Genomic DNA, 21,573 nt, shown 5'->3' on the forward strand with positions numbered 1-21,573 from the left:
AGTAAATTAGTTATGCAACAATACGAAAACAACAGAAGTCTAAATCATAGATAACGATTTTAATCCATCTCCTTTTAATACTTTGATACTACCTGACTAAATGAAAGCTTTGGAAGTCACCTAGTTATCCTAAGTAAAAACCTCCTTCCTAGGAGGTTTATTTTTGCCTCCCTTTACAAGCTCATAATTCGCTAGTATTCAATTAGTTTGATCAACCAAAAGTCAACTCATCCTTTATCACTTGAAAAAAACTTTAGTATCACTTAATAATCCACTAAATTCGTATTATTTTCAAATATCTAATGAGTGTGACTCATTGGATCACCAACTATCAACACGTACGCCTAAACGCATATGACTCGTAGCAGTTTATTCTCCCTTTTACTGGTTTTCACAACCTTTGCTGTCTTTTCTCAATCTGCAGAATTCACTACTGACCTAACCAATAATGAAAACTGTGGGTCCAGCTCTGTCAACTTCAGTGTAGTGGATGAAACGGGGATCACTTCATATGACTGGGATTTTGGAAATGGTGAAGCCCATGGCACCACTGCCAACCCTGGAACAACCTACCTTGACCCTGGTGTATACACGGTCACACTTACAATCAATGGAGGAACTGAAACCTCCAGTCAAAACATCACAATTTTTGCCAAACCTGTCCCAAATTTTGAAGTAATTGGAGCTTCAGACTGTATCAGTACGACATTTGACGTAACCTTCACCTACACTGGGGTAGACCAAGTAGGTGGTGGAGATATCGTGCAATGGACTTGGAACATGGGAGACACCAAACCACCTATTGTATTACTTGCAGCTGACGGCAACAACGGAGACATCACATATTCTTATGACAGCTATGGCACCTACAACGTAGTGGTCGATGTATTAGATGACAATGGCTGTACTGCCTCTTACTTCGTACCTGAAGCCGTTAGTTTGTATCCCGAGCCCACAGCGGATTTTGACTACTCGTACTCCGAAGATTGCAGTTTCCCTCTAGACATAAACCTCACCAATACATCCACAGACCCTTCCAATAGCATCAACCACTACACTTGGACAATCACGGACACCAACGCTAATCAAGTCGTCGCGACGAGCACAGAAGAAAACCCAACCATGACCATCAATACAGCGGGCTCGTACGACATCACGCTTGAAGTCAAAAATAGCCCTGGAGAATGCACCAACTCTACGACCCAGTCGATTTCATTCGACCCTAACACGACTGATTTTACCGAAGACAAAACAAATGTATGCAAGGGTGAGGTCATTCAATTTACGGATACATCTGTAGATGGTCTTGACGGGGAGCCATCTACATATGAATGGGATTTTGGAGATGGTAATACAAGCCAAGAGCAGAACCCTTCCTATGCTTATACTGACAACATAGGTAGCCCTTATACTGTTAGTTTCACGGTCACGTTTAGCAATGGTTGCAGAGAAACTTCTACCAAAACAGATTTGATCACTGTTGCGCCTGTCGTAGAACCAAACATCACCGTAGACAAGGACGAACTATGTCAAAGAGAAGCCATTACCTTCACCGCTTCTCCAGGAGGAATAGAATACCTATGGGATTTCGATTATGATGGACAGACGGAAGATTTTGACCAAAGCACGACAACAAATACTGTCACCTACACTTACCTCAATGAGGGTGAATATGATGTTTTGGTCAAAGCATCCAATGATGTCGGGTGTGAAGACCAAATCGTGTATTCCAGTATCAAGGTAGAATTCCCAAAACCAGACCTAGTAGTTCTCGAAGGAGCTGACGGTTGTGTAGGAGATGTAGCAGACTTCACCGCGAGTGGCTCCACCAACAACCTACCTACTGGCAACAATGATATCACCAATTACATTTGGGATTTTGAAAATGACGGAACGATAGACCAACAAGGAGCTAACGCTACTGCAGACGACATCCCCTACAACCAAGAAGGGAATTTTGACGTCAGTCTCACCATAGAAACCGCCGACGGCTGTAGTGCCACAGTTGTCTACGAAGAAGCCATCAGTAGAGGCTATGCTCCTACCGCCTCCTTCAACACCTCCAAAACAACAGAGTGTGTGGACACTAGCATTGACTTCACCAATACATCAACATTGAACCCATTGAGTACTCAACCTATCGATAGTATAGTATGGGATTTCGGTGACGGTACAGTGATCAGTGGTGATCCGACTACAGACCCTAGCCTCAACACCCCCAGCCATGCCTATGGGGACGATACCGAGGACGGTTCGCCAGCCGGTGGATATACAGTGACTTTGATTGTATACAGTGACGGTTGTCCCTCTACCCCTGCTACTCACAACATTAACATTACGTATCCTGTTGCACGATTCGAGTACCCAGATCTCGGCTATTGTTTTGCAGACAACGAATTCAATGATCACGTTTGGACGTTCACAGCACTTGATGGTTCTACGTTAAGTGAAGGTGTCGACCAGTATCGTTGGGACTTTGGAGATGGCACATTCGAACCTGGACCTGATGCCTCCACGTATACGACAGGCTCGGATCCGTCCACCACGCATTCTTTCAACTCAGTGGGTAACTTCACTGTCACACTTTATGTCAAAAACAACAGCAGCGGATGTGAAGACACATTCTCCGAAGTAATTCCAGTAACCTTTGGTATTCCAAATTTCACAACGGATGATGTACAAGTCTGTCACTCGACAGATCAAATTCAAATCAACAATACATCAGTGGCCATTTCTTCCAACCCTACTTACACATGGGATTTCGGAGAGGGAGCCAATCCCGCTACCTACACTGGTGAAAACCCTCCGTTGATCACCTACAACACTCCTGGACTGAAAGAGGTAAAGCTTACCATGAACGAAAACAATGGATGTCCAGACAAGACTCGAGTCAAATCTGACTTCATTGACGTCAGGGGACCAATTGTGGATTTCACTGTAGAATCGGACAATATTGACCCAGAAGTGGAGTGCTTAGGATCGGACGAAGAACTTACGTTCACCAGCATCAGTACCTCCAATGGAAACACCAACATCCTTTGGACCTGGAACTTTGGAATAGGCGCTACCCCTACCACTGCCACAGAGGACAACGAAGATCCCATCAATGTCACTTACTCTTCGTCAGGAACGAAAACAGTCTCTCTAACTGTAGAGGACGACGGAGGCTGTGAAATTACAGAGACTAAACAAGATGAAATCAAAGTAGTGGAACCTACAGCTAATTTTATCATTGCACCTGGTGACATGTGTACGAACGAGGAAATCACTTTCATCGATAAATCTTCGACAAAAGGGTTAAGTGAGATCTCGACCTGGGAATGGAACTTTGGGGACGGCGCAACTCCCCAAACATCTACCGAGCAATACCCTCCTCTTGTAGTTTATGCTACGGGAGGCACCAAAACAGTTTCCTTGACGATCACAAACGTAAATGAGTGTATAGACTCTCACTCCGAAGATGTGGAAATCTATGTTGCCAATGCTTCATTCCCAGGAGTAAGTGAAACAGGTTGTGCACCGTTGGATGTGCATTTCGAAGATGGGTCTACGGATGTCGTCGCTTGGTATTGGGAGTTTGGAGACAGTTTTAATTCTACCTCCACCGAGCAAAACCCAACATTTACCTATGTATATCCAGGCACTTATGACGTCACTTTGACGACTACCAGCATAGGTGGTTGTCAAGAGACCGTGACTGAGCAGGCTGTCGTCATTGTCGATGGGCCGCAGTATGATGACTTTAGCTACACTTTGGATCAACCCTGCATCAACGAAGATGAAAACCGCTACCCACATGCAATATTTACCATTACAGGACTTCAAGACACCAAGACTTTGCGTTTGGACTTTGGGGATGGGACAGCTGTAGAGTCAATAGAATTTGACGATGCCTTGAATCCAAACAATGGAGATCCAGTTATCATAGAGCATGACTACCAGTCTTTTGGCACATTCAAACCAAAATTGACTATTGCAGATGATCCCGAAAACCTAGAGGCTTGTGGAGCATTCGTCTATGTACCGGATGTACCAGACTTGACCATCACACATGATCCAGAACCAATTTTCACATCCAATTCGGTACAAAATGAAACTTGTGAAAATGTGGCTGTAAAATTCACAGATCAGACACAGGCACAGGGAGGTTTGATCGATTCGAGATATACAATCACCGCTTGGGCATGGGATTTCGGAGATGGTTCTACCTCTACCCAACAAAACCCTAGTTACACTTACGGAACAGCAGGCACCTATACCGTCAGCCTGTCGGTCACCACCGAACTAGGATGTATCGGCACAACTACCGAGACGATTGAAATCGTAGGAGCTATTGCAGACAACACCATAGGAACCACTCAAACCATCTGTGCTGGCGATACACCAACCTTAGACGCCAGTACGCCTACAGGAGGAGAGACTTCCGAGCCTTACGTATATCTATGGCAAACGAGTACTGACCAAAACACCTGGACAGACGCCCCAGGGACCAACAATCAAGAAGACTATACAATCACTCCGAGTGATCCAGAGACACAAACAACCTTGTACTACCAAAGGACGACAGGCTCGCTCAATTGCTATGTCACCTCAGGGGTATTCACGGTCATCACAGATCCTAGCACTATACCTGGCACACTAGACGGTGATCATAACGAATGCTATAACAATAACAATACAACTCTTACAATAAGTGGGCAACGTGGTGAGATAATAGATTGGGAATCATCTACTGACGCTTCGTTTGCAAGCTCTACATCATTAGGTATTACTACCAACTCATACACCTACACGAACCTTACCGGGACCACATATTATAGAGTACAAATCAAAAGCGGGACATGTGACGCCCAATACAGCAACACAGTCACCATCAGCGTGCAGGACCAAATCGCAGGAAACGATATAGACCCTGACATAGACGTTTGTTCGGATGTCAACCCTGGTACTATCTCTGCTACTACAGTTTCTGGTGGAGCTGGTACAGATACATATAGCTACCAATGGCAGTCCAGTACAGACAATACTACTTTTGTTGATATCAGTGGTGCAACCAATGAAACCTACTCACCAGGCATTCTCACACAAACTACCTATTACAAAAGAGCAGTCACCTCGACTGGGGATGTAGCCTGTACAGTATGGAGTGCTAGTATGGCTATCAATGTCACACAGGCACCTAAAACTGACCTCCCTGTATCTGCGAACCCTGTCTGTGAAGACGACGATTTGGTAGTGACCATCCAAAACTCTGAAAATGGTTACACCTACGATATACTTGATGCAGACAATGGCAATGCGCTGGTCGCATCAGCAACAGGAAATGGTGGAGACTTAAACATCACAGTCTCGGATGCAGATTTGCCAAATGGCGAAACAGAATTCGAATATATCGTGGAAGTCACCAACGGAATCTGCACCCGAGACTTCCCTCTCAATACTGTATATATCAATGAGATACCGATTTTAGACTTGGCCATTAATGACATCAACCCTATATGTAACGGTGACAATGGACAAGTAACCATATCCAACACCCAATCTGACTACACATATCAAATTCAAGACACCGACAATGGTGACCAAATCGTCGCTACAGGCACAGGCAATGGAGGCAGTCTCGTCATCAGTATCCCGAGTAGCGAGTTACCAACCAGTGGCACGTTCAATTACCAAGTATTCGTCATCAACGGTGCTTGTGGCACCCCTCTTGACAACACAGGTTCGTTCGATATAACTCCTACCCCAGACAAAACACTAACAGTCTCTGACCCCACGGTATGCGAAGAAACACTCCCACGTACTGTTGAAATCACCGTATCCAATATCGAAACGAATGTCGATTACGTCTTGAGGGAAGACCTCGGGAATACAGTCGTTGCTTCTGCCACACAAAGTATCACAGCTGGTGATCTCACTTTTGAATTTGACGCACCAGACGAGACAACTCTCTACAATGTCCTGGCAACCTCTACTGTACTCGACGGTACGGGTTCTGCCTGTGCAGGAGTAGAGCTATTGGACTTATCGACAGTGACCATTATTTCTATTCCTGACACGACCTTTACCGTATCAGACCCTATCATTTGTGAAGGAGAAAATGCCATCATCGAGGTGTCATCCTCCGAAGTAGATGTCAAATACACCGTGCAGTTGGAAGACGGAAACCCAGCTATCAGTCCAGTTGCTACGGAAATCATCGGCACGGGCGACCCGATTGCTTTCGAAGTAGAGACAGACATAGACCAGACTTACCGCATCGTAGCACAATCCACAATCACAGGTGACGAAGGGTTATGTAGCGAATACATATTAACTGATCTATCTCTTGTAGATGTGGTAGATACCCCGACAAGTGATGCTTCACTTGTCGTCAATGATTTTGAATATTGCGAAGAGGCAAGCCCTACAGATTTGGTATTTACAGTGACCAACACAGAAGTGGGGGTTGACTATCGACTCGCAGAAGCAGGTACGGATCTTGCGGATCTTGATGCGCTTACTCCTGTTGCAGGTACAGGTGGCAAGATTTCCTTCCCCGCAATCACTGCACCTACCACCACGACAACCTATGAAGTGTATGCCCGTGCACAGCAAAGTGCCGATGCAGGTGTATGTCCATATTATTTATTGGATGACAAAGGCATAGTGACCGTCGCGCCAATCCCTGGAGACAAAACGGTCAGTGACCCGTTCGTATGTATAGGTGACGAAGCTACCATCGTTTTGACAGACTCAGATACCGATGTGAGCTACCAATTGGTACAAGCCGATGGGTCCAATGTTGGATTACCAGTGGATGGAACTGGTGCTGACATAGATTTCACCGTTTCAGTAGTAGCTACGACTACATATCATATAGCTGCTACCTCCACTTTGGTGCCAGACTGTGCTACGGTGGACTTGTCAGACGCTGCAGTAGTCACTGTCATTCCTGCACCAGATGCCAGCATAGATTTCACTGTAGACCAAAACTCTGTATGTGCTAGTGAAACAGTCACCTTTACCTTAGCTACACAAGCTGGTGTAGATTATCAACCCAAAAAGAATGGCGATGATTTAGGTAGCGTTATCTCTGGAGACGGAACTGCGCTTCAGTTTACAGACGCACCTACTGCATCCGCAGTATATACCGTTCTGGCGACCCCAAGCACGCAAAACTCTGATGGCATTTCTTGTGGCTCGGTCTTGTTGACACAATCCATCGGCGTGATCGTCGTAGGACCAATAGTGTTCGACCAGCAGCCGACAGACAAAACACTTTGCTCTGGTAACTCTACCTCGTTTGTAGCACTTGTATCCAACGAGGGAGATGGTGGAGCTCCCGAACTACAATGGCAAATCAGTACTGACAACGGGACCAGTTTCACTGATCTTGCAGATGATGCTGTATACAATGGTGTGAACACTGAAAATCTAACTCTAACAGACACTGACGGATTAGACGGCATGATCTACCATTTGGTGGCAACCATCGGCACATGTGAACTCGTCTCCGATGATGCGGCCTTGCACATTTCATCCATTCCAGACATCTCTTCGTTCTCCTTCTTAGTTGAGGACCTATGTGTGGGAGAAGATGCCAATGTTACAGTCAGTGGTTTAACTGACGGATCGTACCAATTGACCTACAATATCACGATCTCTAACACCGTCACTGACCAAAATGTAAACGTAGATGTCGTGAGTGGCTCAGCAACATTTGCAGTACCTGCGGAGCTAATCCCAAATGTCGGCAACAACTCCTTCTTTATCACACATGTGGACTACACTGCTGGGCAAGCCTGCGGTGTAACAACTACAGCAGAAGACAATTTCATTGTATTCCCATTGCCAAACGTAGAAGGTCTTAGCATCGTCGCTGATGACATCTGTGTGGGCAATGACGTCATGGTAGAAATATTTGGCAACTTGGCTGACGGTTCTTATGAATTCACCTACAACTTAAGTGGTGCCAATACTGCCACGGGTACAATCGCTGATGTTGCAACTATCAGTGGAGAAAGTAGCTTCACTATTCCAAGTGCGAGTATTCTCAATAGTGGTTCAACGACAATCTCAATTTCTAAAGTACAGTACATCACCAACGAAAGATGTGCTACTACAGATGTCAATGCCAACACGCAATTCAACAGTATCAGTGCGCCGGACACGGTCACTCCAACCTTTGATAACCTGGTACTATGTGAAGGGTCTACAGGGTCATTGATCATGCACAATTCTGAAACAGGGGTCAATTATCAACTTCGTGACAATAGCGACGATTCAGAGATTGGATTGCCACTACCGGGCAATGGAGGAGATATTACTTTCTCCGTAACTCCTGCTACCAACACCACTTATAATGTCTTTGCTACCTCGTCCATCATTACACAATCATGCGATGGCGCACAACTTAGCAATTTGGCAACAGCCACAATCATCAATACTCCAAGCCCTGACCTAACCGTCACTAGCGACACCCCAATCGCATGCTATGGAGACCAAGCATCAATCACAATAGAAGGCACAGAAACAGGGGTCAGTTATCAACTTCAAGCCAACGGCAGTTCTTCGGTAGATGGATTTGTCCTCATCGGAGACGGTAGCGACCAGAGTTTCAGTGGCGTACCTTCTAGCACGGCTGTATACACGGTAGTTGCTACTCCTACTACTCAAAACAGTGATGGTGTCACATGCCCTGGCATTCGACTCATCGATGCAGTCGCTATCCAAGTAGATGGCCCAATTGTCATCAACACACAGCCAAGCGATGTGACCATCTGTTCTACCAGTGGCACAGTGATCTTCACCGCAGATATAGTCAACAACGGAGATGGTGGAACGCCCACTTTCAAGTGGCAGTCCAGTACAGACAACAGCAGCTACGCAGACATCGAAGATGGTGCAGTGTATAGCGGTACAAACACCCAAACGCTTCAAGTATTGGATAATACGGGTCTCAATCAAACGTACTATAGGCTGTCCATGCAAACTACCCAGTGTAACCTGACTACAGATGCCGCTCAGCTCAACATTACTACCCTACCAGATGTAGATGATTTGACCGCTACTACGAGCAACGTGTGTGTCGGAGAAGACCTAGTCGTTGATTTCACTAGCAACACTCTAGCTGACAACAGCTACAAATTCACCTATACCATCACTGGAAACAACTACTACGGGCCGACTACTACTCGTGTAGAAGTTGCTAGTGGGAATGGGTCTGGCTCTTTCACTGTCCCTGCCTCTGAAATTCCTAATACAGGAACTACCGTCGTGACGATCACCAAAGTAGATTACTTCTCTGGACAAGAATGCAGCGTATTTGGTCTCAATGCAGCCTCAACATTTGAGGTGGAGAGCAATCCGAAAGTCAACAACGTCAATTTGAGTGCCTCGGACATATGTTTTGGCAGCAACGGCGAAGTACTCTTTCAAGGCAGCTTGAAAGACGGGGATTATACAGTGGCCTACGCGCTTTCAGGTGCCAACTCCGTGAGTAATGCAACTACTCCGCTGACTATCGTTGGTGGTGAGGGAGTTGCCTTGATCGCTTCAGGCAATCTCACCAATACTGGACTGACCAATTTCGAAATTGTCTCTATATCCAATGCTTCTGGCGAGAATTGTACAGCAGATGTCATGAGTGAAACAGACTTCACTGTACTTGCCGATCCTACTTTGAATGGAGAAAGTCTCTCCTCTCCACAAATATGTATTGGAGAAAGTGTCAGCATCACTTTGACGGGATACCAAACTGGATTTAGCTACTTCTTACAAAGTGCAGGGCAAGGGGCTGTCTCCGACACTCTCAGTTCGACCGATGCGGTCAGTGGTGAGTTGATATTCGCGATCTCTCCTACTCCGACAGCTACTCGTGTCTACAGTCTCCGTGCTTACGCCAATGGTGCTTCTGCGACCTGCTCGATCAAGACGTTGACTACCACCACAGTCACAGTAGTACCCGTACCTGAAACAGATGGTATTGCTGTCACTGCTTCTGACACAGAAACCTGTGCTGGCGAACCAGTGACTATTACCATCGATGCAGCAGATGCAGCAGTATCCTATCAGCTCCAAGCCAACAAAGTCAATGTACCAGGTGCCGTCATCGTAGGGTTGTCTGGCAGCCAAGACTTCCCTGTACAGAACCCAACCGAATCTACCAACTATCGAGTGACAGCCACTCCATACGTCGGCGGATCAACCACTTGTACTACTGAGCTGCTCGACCAAATCGCAACAGTAGTGGTAGACGGACCGATCACATTCGATGTACAACCTATGGATGCTACGATATGTGAAGGTTCTCCAGTTCTCTTCACCACCCAAGTCTCTAACCCTCTCGGGTCTACAGATCTCCAATGGGAGGTCAGTACCAATGGAGGGACTACGTTCGCAAACGTATCTGGAGAAACCAATGAAGACCTAGCGATTGGAGACGTCACTGGGCTAGATGGCAACATTTACCGTTTGCACGCATTCACTACGGATTGTGACAACTACTCTGACGAAGTAACCCTACGTGTCATGTCTACACCAAACGTGACAGGGATCACACTATCAAGTGTTGACGTATGCCAAGGGCAGGATGCCGTGGTATCCCTGACTACTAGCAATCTTTTGGATGGCACCTACAGTTTGGAATACACAATCACGCCTACTTCGACAGGTACTCCTGCGGTTTACACCGCGACTGTCAACCTGACTTCAGGTGATGGCACAGGGGATTTCATTGTCGATGCGGCCTTGATAGCAGCTGTAGATGAGTACACCATTGATTTCACTGAGATCAGTTTGGGTGGCACATGCGCTGCTGATCCTGGAGTTCAATCTACTTTCGATGTATTGGCCAATCCAGACCTGACTACATTCGATATTTCGGTAGACGATGTATGCAACACAGTAGACGCTGCTGTAACTATCGCAGGGAGTTCGTTGGAGGATGACACATACACATTCGATTACACCCTGAGTGGTGCCAACACAGGATCTTTCACTTCAGCTGCCACGACCATCACGACTGGAAACGGCACATTCACCATTCCACAAGTGAATATTGCAACAGAAGGAACGACTACTGTGACCGTCACTGTAGTGACGACAACAGGAGCCACTACCTGCCCAACTACCACTACTGGTGCATCAGATAGCTTCGAGATATTGAGTGACCCAATCTCTACAACTCAAATATTGACGAATCCATTCTTCTGCGAAGGAGATGCCTTTGGTATTCGTATGACGAATTCACAAGTTGGAGTGAGCTACCAGCTCAAGTACAGCATAGGAGATGCAGATGTCGTACCTGCTGTACTAGGTACAGGGGGCACAATTACATTCTCATCAATCCCTACAGTAGCTACGCCTACAGATTACTATGTAGTAGCGGACAACACTGCCGTAACAGGCTGTAGTACCACTACCCTATCAAGCACCTCTACAGCCACTCCTATCTTGGCCCCAGATCAGAGCAAAACCATCCTTGCAGTACCTACAGTAGTATGTGCCGATGACCTAGTAGAGATCACTATACAAGATACCGAGGACGATGTTCGATACCAATTGTATGGAGATGCTACTGCTATACCGGGTCAAGTCATTTTGGGAGAGAATGGTGTCAACAAAACACTTGAAGACACCCCCTCCGCTTCACTGACCTACTACGTCAAAGCAACTCCAAATATCGTAGACAGCAATGGTGCTTCTTGTGCTACCGTCGACATGACCAACAATGTTCCCGTACAAGTAGACGGCCCTGTTACCATCACGACACAGCCTACTGACAACTACGATTGTTCGGGCACAGCCACATTCACTGTCACGGCAGACAATTCTGGTGATGGTACTCTATCCTACCAATGGTATCTAGGAACTCCAGGTTCTGGCACTACGCTATCTACGAGTGGAGACTACACTATCACTGCCAATCAACTGGATGTAGCCAATACAGCAAGCCATGACGGTGAACAGTACTATGTAGAAGTCATGACGGGAATCACATGTAGTGTCAACTCTGATGTAGCCACTCTCTATGCCCGAACCACGCCGAATACCACCAACCTTGCCATTACTACCTCTGACATTTGCTTGGGCAGCAATACACGCATCAATATCACCAGTGAATTGTCCGCAGGAGTCTATGTCTTCACGTATGATTTGGCAGGAGCCAATACCCTAACAGACCAAGAAACCACCGTGATCGTCAACAGTCAAGGCAATGCATTCTTTAGAGTGCCTGAAAGTCAATTGACAACCACAGGAACGACCATCGTCACCATCACAGATGTCAACTACACCTTTGGAATGTCGTGTATTAGTTCAGGATTATCTGCCTCCACAAGTTTAGAGGTCCAACCTTTGCCGGATGACACTGGCTTTGGTATTTCGATTGCCAACATCTGTCTGAATGACAATGCAGTAGTAGACATCACTGGCAACCTGACGGATGACGACTACATCTTTGACTACACTTTGACTGGTGCCAATTCAGGTAATTACTCCGGCGAAGTTGTCTTCAACAATGGGGACGGGACGAGTCAAGTAGAAATCCCTGCAAGCCAATTGGGTACTCCAGGCAGTACTACAGCAACGATCACTGCGATTCGCTTCGAATCAGGACAATCTTGTGAAGTAATCAATCCTGCCGGAACCCCACAAGCAACCTTTGATGTCGAAGACATACCTGTCATCTCAGAATTGGTAGTCCAAGTAGACAACATCTGCGAAACCGAAGATGCCACGATACAAATCACGAGTACACTTCCAGCAGCAGACTACAATTTCACCTATGTGACCTATGGAGCCAATGCAGCCGCAGGCACTCAACTCGTAACCATCGCAGCGGATGGCTCAGGGAGCTTCAATATCCCCACAGCAGATATACCTGTCCCTGGAGAGATGACATTCGTAGTGACGACAGTGACCAACACCAGTGGCAATGCTTGCAATGTCAGCAGCTTGGGTATGGCGGATAAATTCACAATCGAAGACCTACCCAACATAGCTGGCATGCAAATCCTCACCCAGTCTACTTGTGAAGGTGAGGCTACTACTGTAATACTAAGTAGCAACCTAGTCGATGGACGCTACGAAGTGACCTATGAGCTTTTTGGTGCGAACACCAAAGCAGAGAGTACCGCAGTAGGAGAAGTAAACTCTGGCAATGGAAATGTCGTGATTAACATCCCGACAACTTTCGTCCAAAACCCAGGGTTGACCACTATCTCCATGTCCTACATTCGATTCACAGACGGTAGACAATGTGGACTCCCAGTCAATGTACAAGGCGTCATTGAGGTCGCAGAGAAACCTTACCCAACAGATTTCGAAATCACAATAAACGACATCTGCGAAGGGTCTGACGCAATAGCCAACGGTACGTCGACCACACTCAAGGACGGTTCCTATTTAATCACTTACAACGTGAGCGGGCCGATTACTACAACGGGCTTGACTTCAGCCGTCACCGTATCTGCTGGCAGCACGTCATTCACCATCGACCAGACCTTGATCTCGACAGTGGGGAGTTATGGAGTGACCTTGACGGAAATCGCCTACAACACAGACTTGTCTTGTACCGCTGACCAAATCTCAACCTCCACCTCATTCAAGGTAGACAACCTACCTGATGTATCAGCAGTTGCTCTTGATGTAGAGAGCCCCATCTGTAGAAACAACGCTCCAGTACTTACTTTGAGTGGACTGGAGAGCAATGTCAGCTATACGATTACGTATGACAACAATGGCAGTACAGTAGCTGAAGTGGTGACCACTGACGCGACAGGGACCACTACACTGACAACCAACAGCCTTACATCAGACGGTACATACGACATATACTCTGTCGCTTACTATGGAGATGATACCCAATGTGAATCCATTGTCACCATTGATGCCATCACTGCAGACGTAGGTTGTGCGCCGATTAGTCAAGACGCTACAGTCAACGGCATGGAGGACAATCTTACAGTCTTTGCAGATAGTGATTTCTACTTCGAAGATCCGGACAACGACGCCTTCAAGGGAGTCATTATCACCAGCCTACCTGTGAAAGGTGTCTTGTTTTATTCTGGCAACCCTGTGACCGCTTCGGATGTAGTCACAGCCACTCCATATCCACAGCGAAGCTTGTTTAGATATCTCCCAAGCTTCGATGGCAATGGTTCTCCATTTGACTTCTTCACCTTCAAGGTACAAGACAACTCAGGAGACCCAGACACACAAACAAGTATCGATAACTACACCATGAAGATCAATATCCTGAAAGTAGAGGATGCCCCTGAAGTGAGTGATGTATTGAAAACAACCGATGAGGAAGTGACTTTGACTTTCGCGCAAGCAGACTTCACCGCTAGCTATACAGATCTCGAAGACGAAGCGCTTGCAAGCATCCGTTTCCAATCTCTACCTCTAGCATCCGAAGGAATCATCTACCTCAGTGATGTAGCGGTAGCCGTTGATCAAGAAATTGCTGTATCAGACATTGACAACCTCTCATTCGTACCTGTCACCAACTACAATGGTCAAGTACGGTTTGAGTGGAACGGATCGGATGGTAGCCTGTATGCCATCAGCCCTGCGGAAGTAATCATCACCGTCAATCCAGTCAACGATGCTCCGATTGCCATAGATGACAACTTCCAAGTCAACAGCAACAAAGAACTAGCCGCCTATGTCGGACAAAATGATTCGGACCCTGAGGGCAATCCTATGACCTACCTCCTGTTGACCAACCCAAGCCATGGTACGGTTCAATTCAACAATGACGGCTATTTCGTCTACACACCTAACTCGGGATACAACGGAGAAGACACCTTTGACTACCAAGTCTGTGATAGTCCTCCTGCTCCGCAAGTGTCCGAATGCTCACAAGCAACAGTCAATATTATTGTCACAGCAATCTTGTTGGATTCAGACCATGATGGAATCCTAGATGTGATCGAAGTAGGTGATGATCCAGACAACCCCGTAGACACGGACGGTGATGGGTCTCCTGACTACCTAGACAAGGATGCGGACAATGACGGAATTGCCGATTATTTTGAGTACAAAAACAAAGCACTCCTAGAAAACGAAAGAGTACTCAGTTTACAGGTCAATTTCATCCCATTGGATAGTGATGGAGACGGTCAGCCTGATTATTTGGATACTGACTCGGACAATGACGGGGTACTGGATATGTTCGAAAGTGGGAATATCCTGCCTTCTGGCGAAGACCTTGACGGCAATGGAATCGACGATGTATACGACAACCCAGATGGATCATTTACCAATACACTATCAAGAGACCCGAGAGACACCGACGGTGACGGCCTACGTGACTATGTCGACACAGACGATGACAATGATAGTGTCTTGACACAATACGAAGACCAAAACGGTGACGGAGACTGGACCAATGATGATATGGACGGAGACTCGATTGTCAACTATCTCGACAATGACGATGATGGAGACAATGTATTGACGATCAATGAGGACATAGACGGTGACGGTAGTCCTGTAGATGACGATACGGATGGAGATGGACTCGTCAACTATCTTGACAATGACGATGATGGAGACTGGGTATTGACTATCAACGAAGACATCAATACAACTGGACGTTTGGAGGAAGCAACCTACCCTTGGTTCAATGCGGACGGCACTTGGGCACAAGCCGATGGTGACCCTAGAAATGACGACACAGATGCAGACGGCATTCCAAATTATCTAGATACCGACGATGATGGCGATGACATACCTACTAGAGAAGAAGATATCAATGGTAATCAGAACCCTCAAGATGATGACACGGATCTTGACACCAAGCCAGATTACCTTGACAATTCTGATGATGAGGATCATGATGGATGGCCAGATATCGATGAGTGTAGCAGAACTACGGCGGGTGAAGCAGATTGTGATTGTGACGGAGATGGTATACCCAACTTCATAGATGACCATGACGGTTGTGATGGCCCACTATTGGTGATACCTAATGTATTCACCCCGAATGGGGATGGGTCCAACGATCTTTGGAGAATCCCGCAGATCACTGACCCTGATTACAGTTCGAACCATGTCCAGGTGTTCAACCGATGGGGTACCAAAGTCTACGAAGGGCACAACTATGACAACACCAGCGAAGTGTGGGATGGTACAGCCAATACAGGTTTGGTACCTGGTGGAAAAGAACTGCCAGATGGCACATACTTCTACCACATCAGTATCACTGGTGAAAAAGAAATTTTGTCAGGCTATGTAGTGATTAAGAGATAATGAGAAAGCAACCAAAAAATATCGTTTTACCAATAGCCTTGTTCCTAATGTGTACACTGGGATCACTACCGCTTCATGCACAACAGCAAGGAATGTTTACCCAGTATATGTTCAATGGGCTAGCCCTCAATCCCGCTTATGCTGGATCACAAGAGACACTGAGTTTGACAGCTCTCACTCGATACCAATGGGTGGGAATAGATGGTGCCCCAAACACTCAGACCTTCTCGGCACATGCCCCTTTCAAAAAGGACCGCATTGCCTTGGGGCTACAGCTTTACAACGACAACATTGGAGTATCCAACACCTTTTCCACTTTTGTCTCAGCAGCATATCGCATCAATTTCGAAAAGGCCACCCTCTCAATGGGACTACAGCTAGGTTTTTCCAGTTACAAGTCTGATGTCACAGCCCTCAATCCCGTCTTTGACCTTGATGATGTTGCCTTGAGTGAAAATGTACATGAGCCATTCAAGCCCAACATGGGTACTGGTGCTTACTTTTACAGTGATCGGTACTACATAGGACTCTCTCTACCTACCTTGTTCAACTCAACCATCAATTCTTTTGATATCGATGATTCCAATTTGACGTACAAGAGTGGTACCTCAAAAAGGCACACATACCTCACCGCGGGGTATGTCTTTGACCTAGGCACACACTTCAAATTGAAACCCAGCACATTGCTCAAATATGTAGCTGGAGCACCAATCCAGTTTGATATCAATGCCAACTTACTCATCGATGAGGTTGTATGGGTTGGTGTCTCTTACCGAAATGGTGAGAGTATCGACTTCCTCGTGGAACTTTTGATTACAAGTGACCTACGACTAGGGTATGCTTATGACTACACCCTCAACGACCTCAACAACATCAGTCAAGGTTCGCACGAGCTGATGCTCAACTACCGAATAGAATTTAAGAAAGACAACATCACCTCTCCTAGATACTTCTAAACTTATGACTATCCAGTTATTCAAATTTTTACTCATTGTATGCATCGTTTGGGTCCCCTTCGCATCCCATGCCCAAAACTATGCTGAAATCAAGTACCTCGGTAAATCAAGTGAAGACAAAGGGGATACCGAGTGGGACAACGAGTCCTATGTCGCAGCTATCAAATACTACAAATACGCACTACAAGAAGACTCAAGCAACCTCGATGTACAACTAAAAATTGCGAGGAGCTACCGCAAGATCAATGACAACATTGAAGCAGAACCACACTTCCGGACCTACATTTCCCATTTGGACCTGGCATCAGCAAGTGCTGCCTTGGATTCTGCAAAACTCAATATTCCAGACTCCATCAAAGCAGACATTCTCTATGCATTCATAGAAGTACTGGCAAGTAACAAAAAGTATGACGAAGCAAGCCTTTGGTTTGAAAAATACAGAACACTTAAACACTCCAACCCAGAACAATTTGCTAGATTATCTGCGTATGCTGAGCATACTGGTTTTTACAAAGATCAGAAATACTATACCGTTTCTCATTTGACGCAAAACAACAACCGGTCTGATTTTGGTCCTGCCTACTACCGCGATGGTTTTTTGTTTATCTCGAACCTTCATGAGAAAGTGATCGTTAGGAGCAAAACCAAAGAAACCAAAGAGGACTATTTTGAAATATTCTATACACAAAAGCGTCCCGATGGAGGTTTTGAAAAAGCTGTAATATTCAGTAAAAAGAGTCGAATCAAATTTCATGAAGGTCCCTTGTGTGCATACCAAAACGGATCCAAGCTAGCCATAACAAGAAACACTCTCGACAACAAAGGTAAAATCCTCCGCAACGCAGAAGGGGGAAACACCCTAAGCATCTACCTAGCAGACATCATCGATGACAAAATCAAGAACGTAAAGCCTTTCCCATACAACAGTCCAGATTACAACACGGCATACCCTGCCGTATCCGAAGACGGATCTTTTATGATCTTCTCTTCAGACATGCCTGGGGGATTTGGTAAAGCAGACTTGTACATCACCCATTGGGACGGTGAAGCCTGGACCGAGCCCAAAAACCTCGGCCCCAAAATCAACACAACCGAGCGAGACGTCTACCCTTCTCTCAACGGAAATGTGCTCTACTTCGCATCCAATGGTCGTCCTGGACTAGGTGGTCTCGACGTGTACAAGACCATCTTATCAGGTAGCGAACCAGGGGCCATCAAAAATGTAGGAGCTCCAGTCAACTCCAACAAAGATGATTTTGGCATGATCACTCGTACAGGGAAAGAGGGGTATTTCGTCTCCAACAGAAGAAACGAACTCCATGACGTAATCTATAACTATACCTACACCAAAAAGAACGATGACAAACTCATCGCCTACGTCTATGCCGTCGATACCACACAATACGAACCTAGTGTCGACAGTATGGCAGTCGACAGTTCCCGATACAAAGTCCTACACAACGCATCCATCAATGTGGTGGACACACGAGACAACAACTACCTCGCACCGATAGAAGTACGCAACGACACGTTCGTCTATGTCCTAGATACAGGTGTAGAATACTCCGTTTTGGCTGCCAAACAACAATATTTCACCAACAAAGTAAGTTTTCAATCCGGAAGTGAGATGAATGGAGAACTGGACTGGCCAGTCCCTCTTGACTCTATGGAAGTAGGCAAGTCCATGGTTCTCAAGGATATCTTATACGATTTTGACAAAGCAACGCTTCGGGACTCATCCAAATTTCAACTCAACTACCTCATCGTGATGCTTCAGGACAACCCGACCATGAAAGCGGAACTACATTCTCATACGGATACAAGAGGAAATGAAAGCTATAACATGCGTCTCTCTAAGCGCCGTGCCCAGTCTGTGGTAGATTATATGGTCAACGCAGGTATTCGTGAGGACCGACTCGTTCCCGTCGGAATGGGAGAATCAGACCCTATCATTGATTGTCAAGACGAGTGCTCTGAAGATGATCATCAACTTAACCGCCGAACCGAGCTTATAGTCACCGACCTCTGACGAATACATTTTCACATATAGAAAACTGGGACGACCAGCAGCAACATAATTATATGACAAACAACGATATCCTGCGCAGAATTCGATTTGCTCTAGACTACAAAGACTCTCATATGATAGCCATATTTGGCCATGAAGGCATGGAAGTATCCAAACCACAGATAAAGAATTGGTTAAAGAGAAACGAGGAAGCAGAATTCGTTGAACTTTCTGACACTGATCTGTCCACTTTTTTGGATGGACTGATCACAGAAAAAAGAGGCAAAAAAGAAGGTGCTAAACCCACTCATACTCCTCGTCTCAACAACAACATCATCTTTCGAAAGTTGAGGATAGCGCTAAACCTAACAGATACCGATATTTTAGCGCTATATGCCCTTGCCGAGATGAATATCAGCAAGCACGAACTTAGTGCCTTTTTTCGCAATCCAAAACAACCGCAATACCGCTCCTGTCAAGATCAATTCTTAAGAAATTTCCTCAACGGACTACAAATCAAACTCAAATCCGAACGGACCATCAAGAGTAGACTTTCTAAAGACCCCAACGGGTCGTAACCTGTCCCGCTCTGAGAGAGGGGTATCCATTCAAAACACTACCAAGCAGCGTAGTCAGATTTTGAATCATCAAAGCAATTTTTGCTATAGTTTTACACCCTAAAGATCAAGGTCATCTTACGTACTTATAGTAAGTGTATGAACAGCAACGACATCAAGCGTCACCTACGCTCTATGGAGCAAATCCCTACATTGATCTACTTGATCAAATGGCTCGTAATCTGCACACTAGTTGGGGCTACGGTAGGGAGTATTTCAGCCTTTTTCCTCTACAGTTTGGACTGGGCCACTACATGGAGGGAAGCCCATCTCTGGATCATAGCCTTACTACCTCTAGGTGGATTCATCATTGGACTCTTCTACCACCTTTACGGAACGAGTGTCGTCAAGGGCAACAACCTCCTACTGGAAGAGTTTCACTCCCCCAGCAAAATCATCCCGTTTCGGATGGTTCCATTGGTGTTGTTTGGCACGATCCTAACCCACCTATTCGGAGGATCCGCTGGTCGTGAGGGCACTGCCGTGCAAATGGGTGGAGCCATTGCAGATCGGTTCACCAAACTACTCCGTCTCCCCAAAAGCGACCGAAAAATTTTATTGATTGCAGGCATCAGTGCTGGGTTTGCCGCAGTATTTGGCACACCCCTAGCGGGCGGCATATTTGCACTAGAAGTCTTGGTACTAGGCAGGATCCGATTGGATGCCATTGTCCCAAGTTTTATCGCCGCAATACTAGCCAACTACACTTGTGAGCTATGGGGTGCCACGCATACACACTACCACATCAACCATGTTCCAGCAATGACTCCTGCCCACCTCCTTTGGGCTCTATTGGCAGGAATCATCTTTGGGCTAGTAGCGATGTCTTTTTCTAAAATCACCCATTTTTGGGGACGTTTATTTGGCAAACACATAGCCTATCCCCCACTTCGCCCTGTGATCGGAGGTAGCGTAATTGCTCTCAGCGTATACCTGCTTGGGACGACCAAATACATAGGGCTAGGAGTCCCCATGATCGTCGATGCCTTTGACATCCAACTCAACTCCTATGATTTTGTCCTCAAAATCCTCTTCACCTCCTTTACTCTAGGAGCTGGTTTCAAGGGTGGTGAAGTGACCCCTTTGTTTTTCATAGGCGCAACGCTAGGCAACGTCCTCATCTGGTTCATCCCACTTCCAATGAGTCTACTAGCAGGTATGGGATTCGTCGCAGTTTTTGCGGGAGCTACCAATACACCAATCGCTTGTACCGTCATGGGAATAGAGCTCTTTGGAATAGATTCTGGTGTATTCATTGCGCTAGCATGCGGTACAGCCTATTTGTTTTCAGGACACTCTGGTGTCTATAGCTCACAAATCATTGGTAGCCCCAAACACGAAAACCTACAAGAAGAGAAAGGGCTGCCCCTCTCTCAGGTCAAGAAAAAAAGACAACAGGAATGAAAGACTTCATCACAGTACGCATCTATTTCGAAAATGGGCAGAAAATCCACTCTCAGTCATGGTGGAAAAACCTATTTGCTTCGGATTTTGCCACACAACTGTTGAAGCATGCCAAAGCCTCTGATTTGCAACAGGCCCTGCACCTACACGTCGACAAGGGCTATTTTGACAAGGGAAAAATCCAATGGGCTTCTGGTGAAATTCGACATTTCAAACATCCACACATCATAGAAATCACCGATACTAAATCAAAGGTCCATGGCTTTCTTGACCAACACAAGGCTCTTCTACAAGCAGCTTCACCAGTGCTTGTCAAAAATGAAACCCTACTCTACCACTGATCGGC

Annotated in this window: 6 protein-coding genes; all 6 read left to right on the top strand. The window is 46.1% G+C overall.

The features are described from left to right. Positions 1-354: 354 nt before the first annotated feature. On the top strand, positions 355-16,242 hold the full coding sequence (locus tag BFP72_RS09090; protein ID WP_099598837.1) for a PKD domain-containing protein: 15,888 nt from the start codon (positions 355-357) through the stop codon (positions 16,240-16,242). A 47-nt stretch (positions 16,243-16,289) separates the two neighbouring features. Beyond that, positions 16,290-17,198: a type IX secretion system membrane protein PorP/SprF gene (locus tag BFP72_RS09095; RefSeq protein ID WP_158233353.1), complete on the top strand. Its 909-nt coding sequence runs from the start codon at positions 16,290-16,292 to the stop codon at positions 17,196-17,198. A 4-nt stretch (positions 17,199-17,202) separates the two neighbouring features. After that, a complete protein-coding gene (locus tag BFP72_RS09100) occupies positions 17,203-19,227 on the top strand; it encodes an OmpA family protein (RefSeq protein WP_099598839.1) in 2,025 nt (674 codons plus the stop codon). Positions 19,228-19,280: 53 nt separating this feature from the next. Continuing rightward, positions 19,281-19,784 (top strand): DUF1456 family protein, encoded by a 504-nt coding sequence (locus BFP72_RS09105; protein ID WP_099598840.1) that lies wholly within the window; start codon positions 19,281-19,283, stop codon positions 19,782-19,784. A gap of 138 nt (positions 19,785-19,922) precedes the next feature. After that, a complete protein-coding gene (locus BFP72_RS09110; protein WP_099598841.1) occupies positions 19,923-21,227 on the top strand; it encodes a voltage-gated chloride channel family protein in 1,305 nt (434 codons plus the stop codon). Then, positions 21,224-21,568, top strand: a complete 345-nt coding sequence (locus tag BFP72_RS09115; protein ID WP_099598842.1) for a DUF190 domain-containing protein — start codon at positions 21,224-21,226, stop codon at positions 21,566-21,568. The genes BFP72_RS09110 and BFP72_RS09115 overlap by 4 nt, the downstream gene beginning before the upstream one ends. Positions 21,569-21,573 lie beyond the last annotated feature (5 nt).

The sequence above is a fragment of the Reichenbachiella sp. 5M10 genome (assembly GCF_002742335.1).
In the GTDB taxonomy this organism is placed as follows: domain Bacteria; phylum Bacteroidota; class Bacteroidia; order Cytophagales; family Cyclobacteriaceae; genus Reichenbachiella.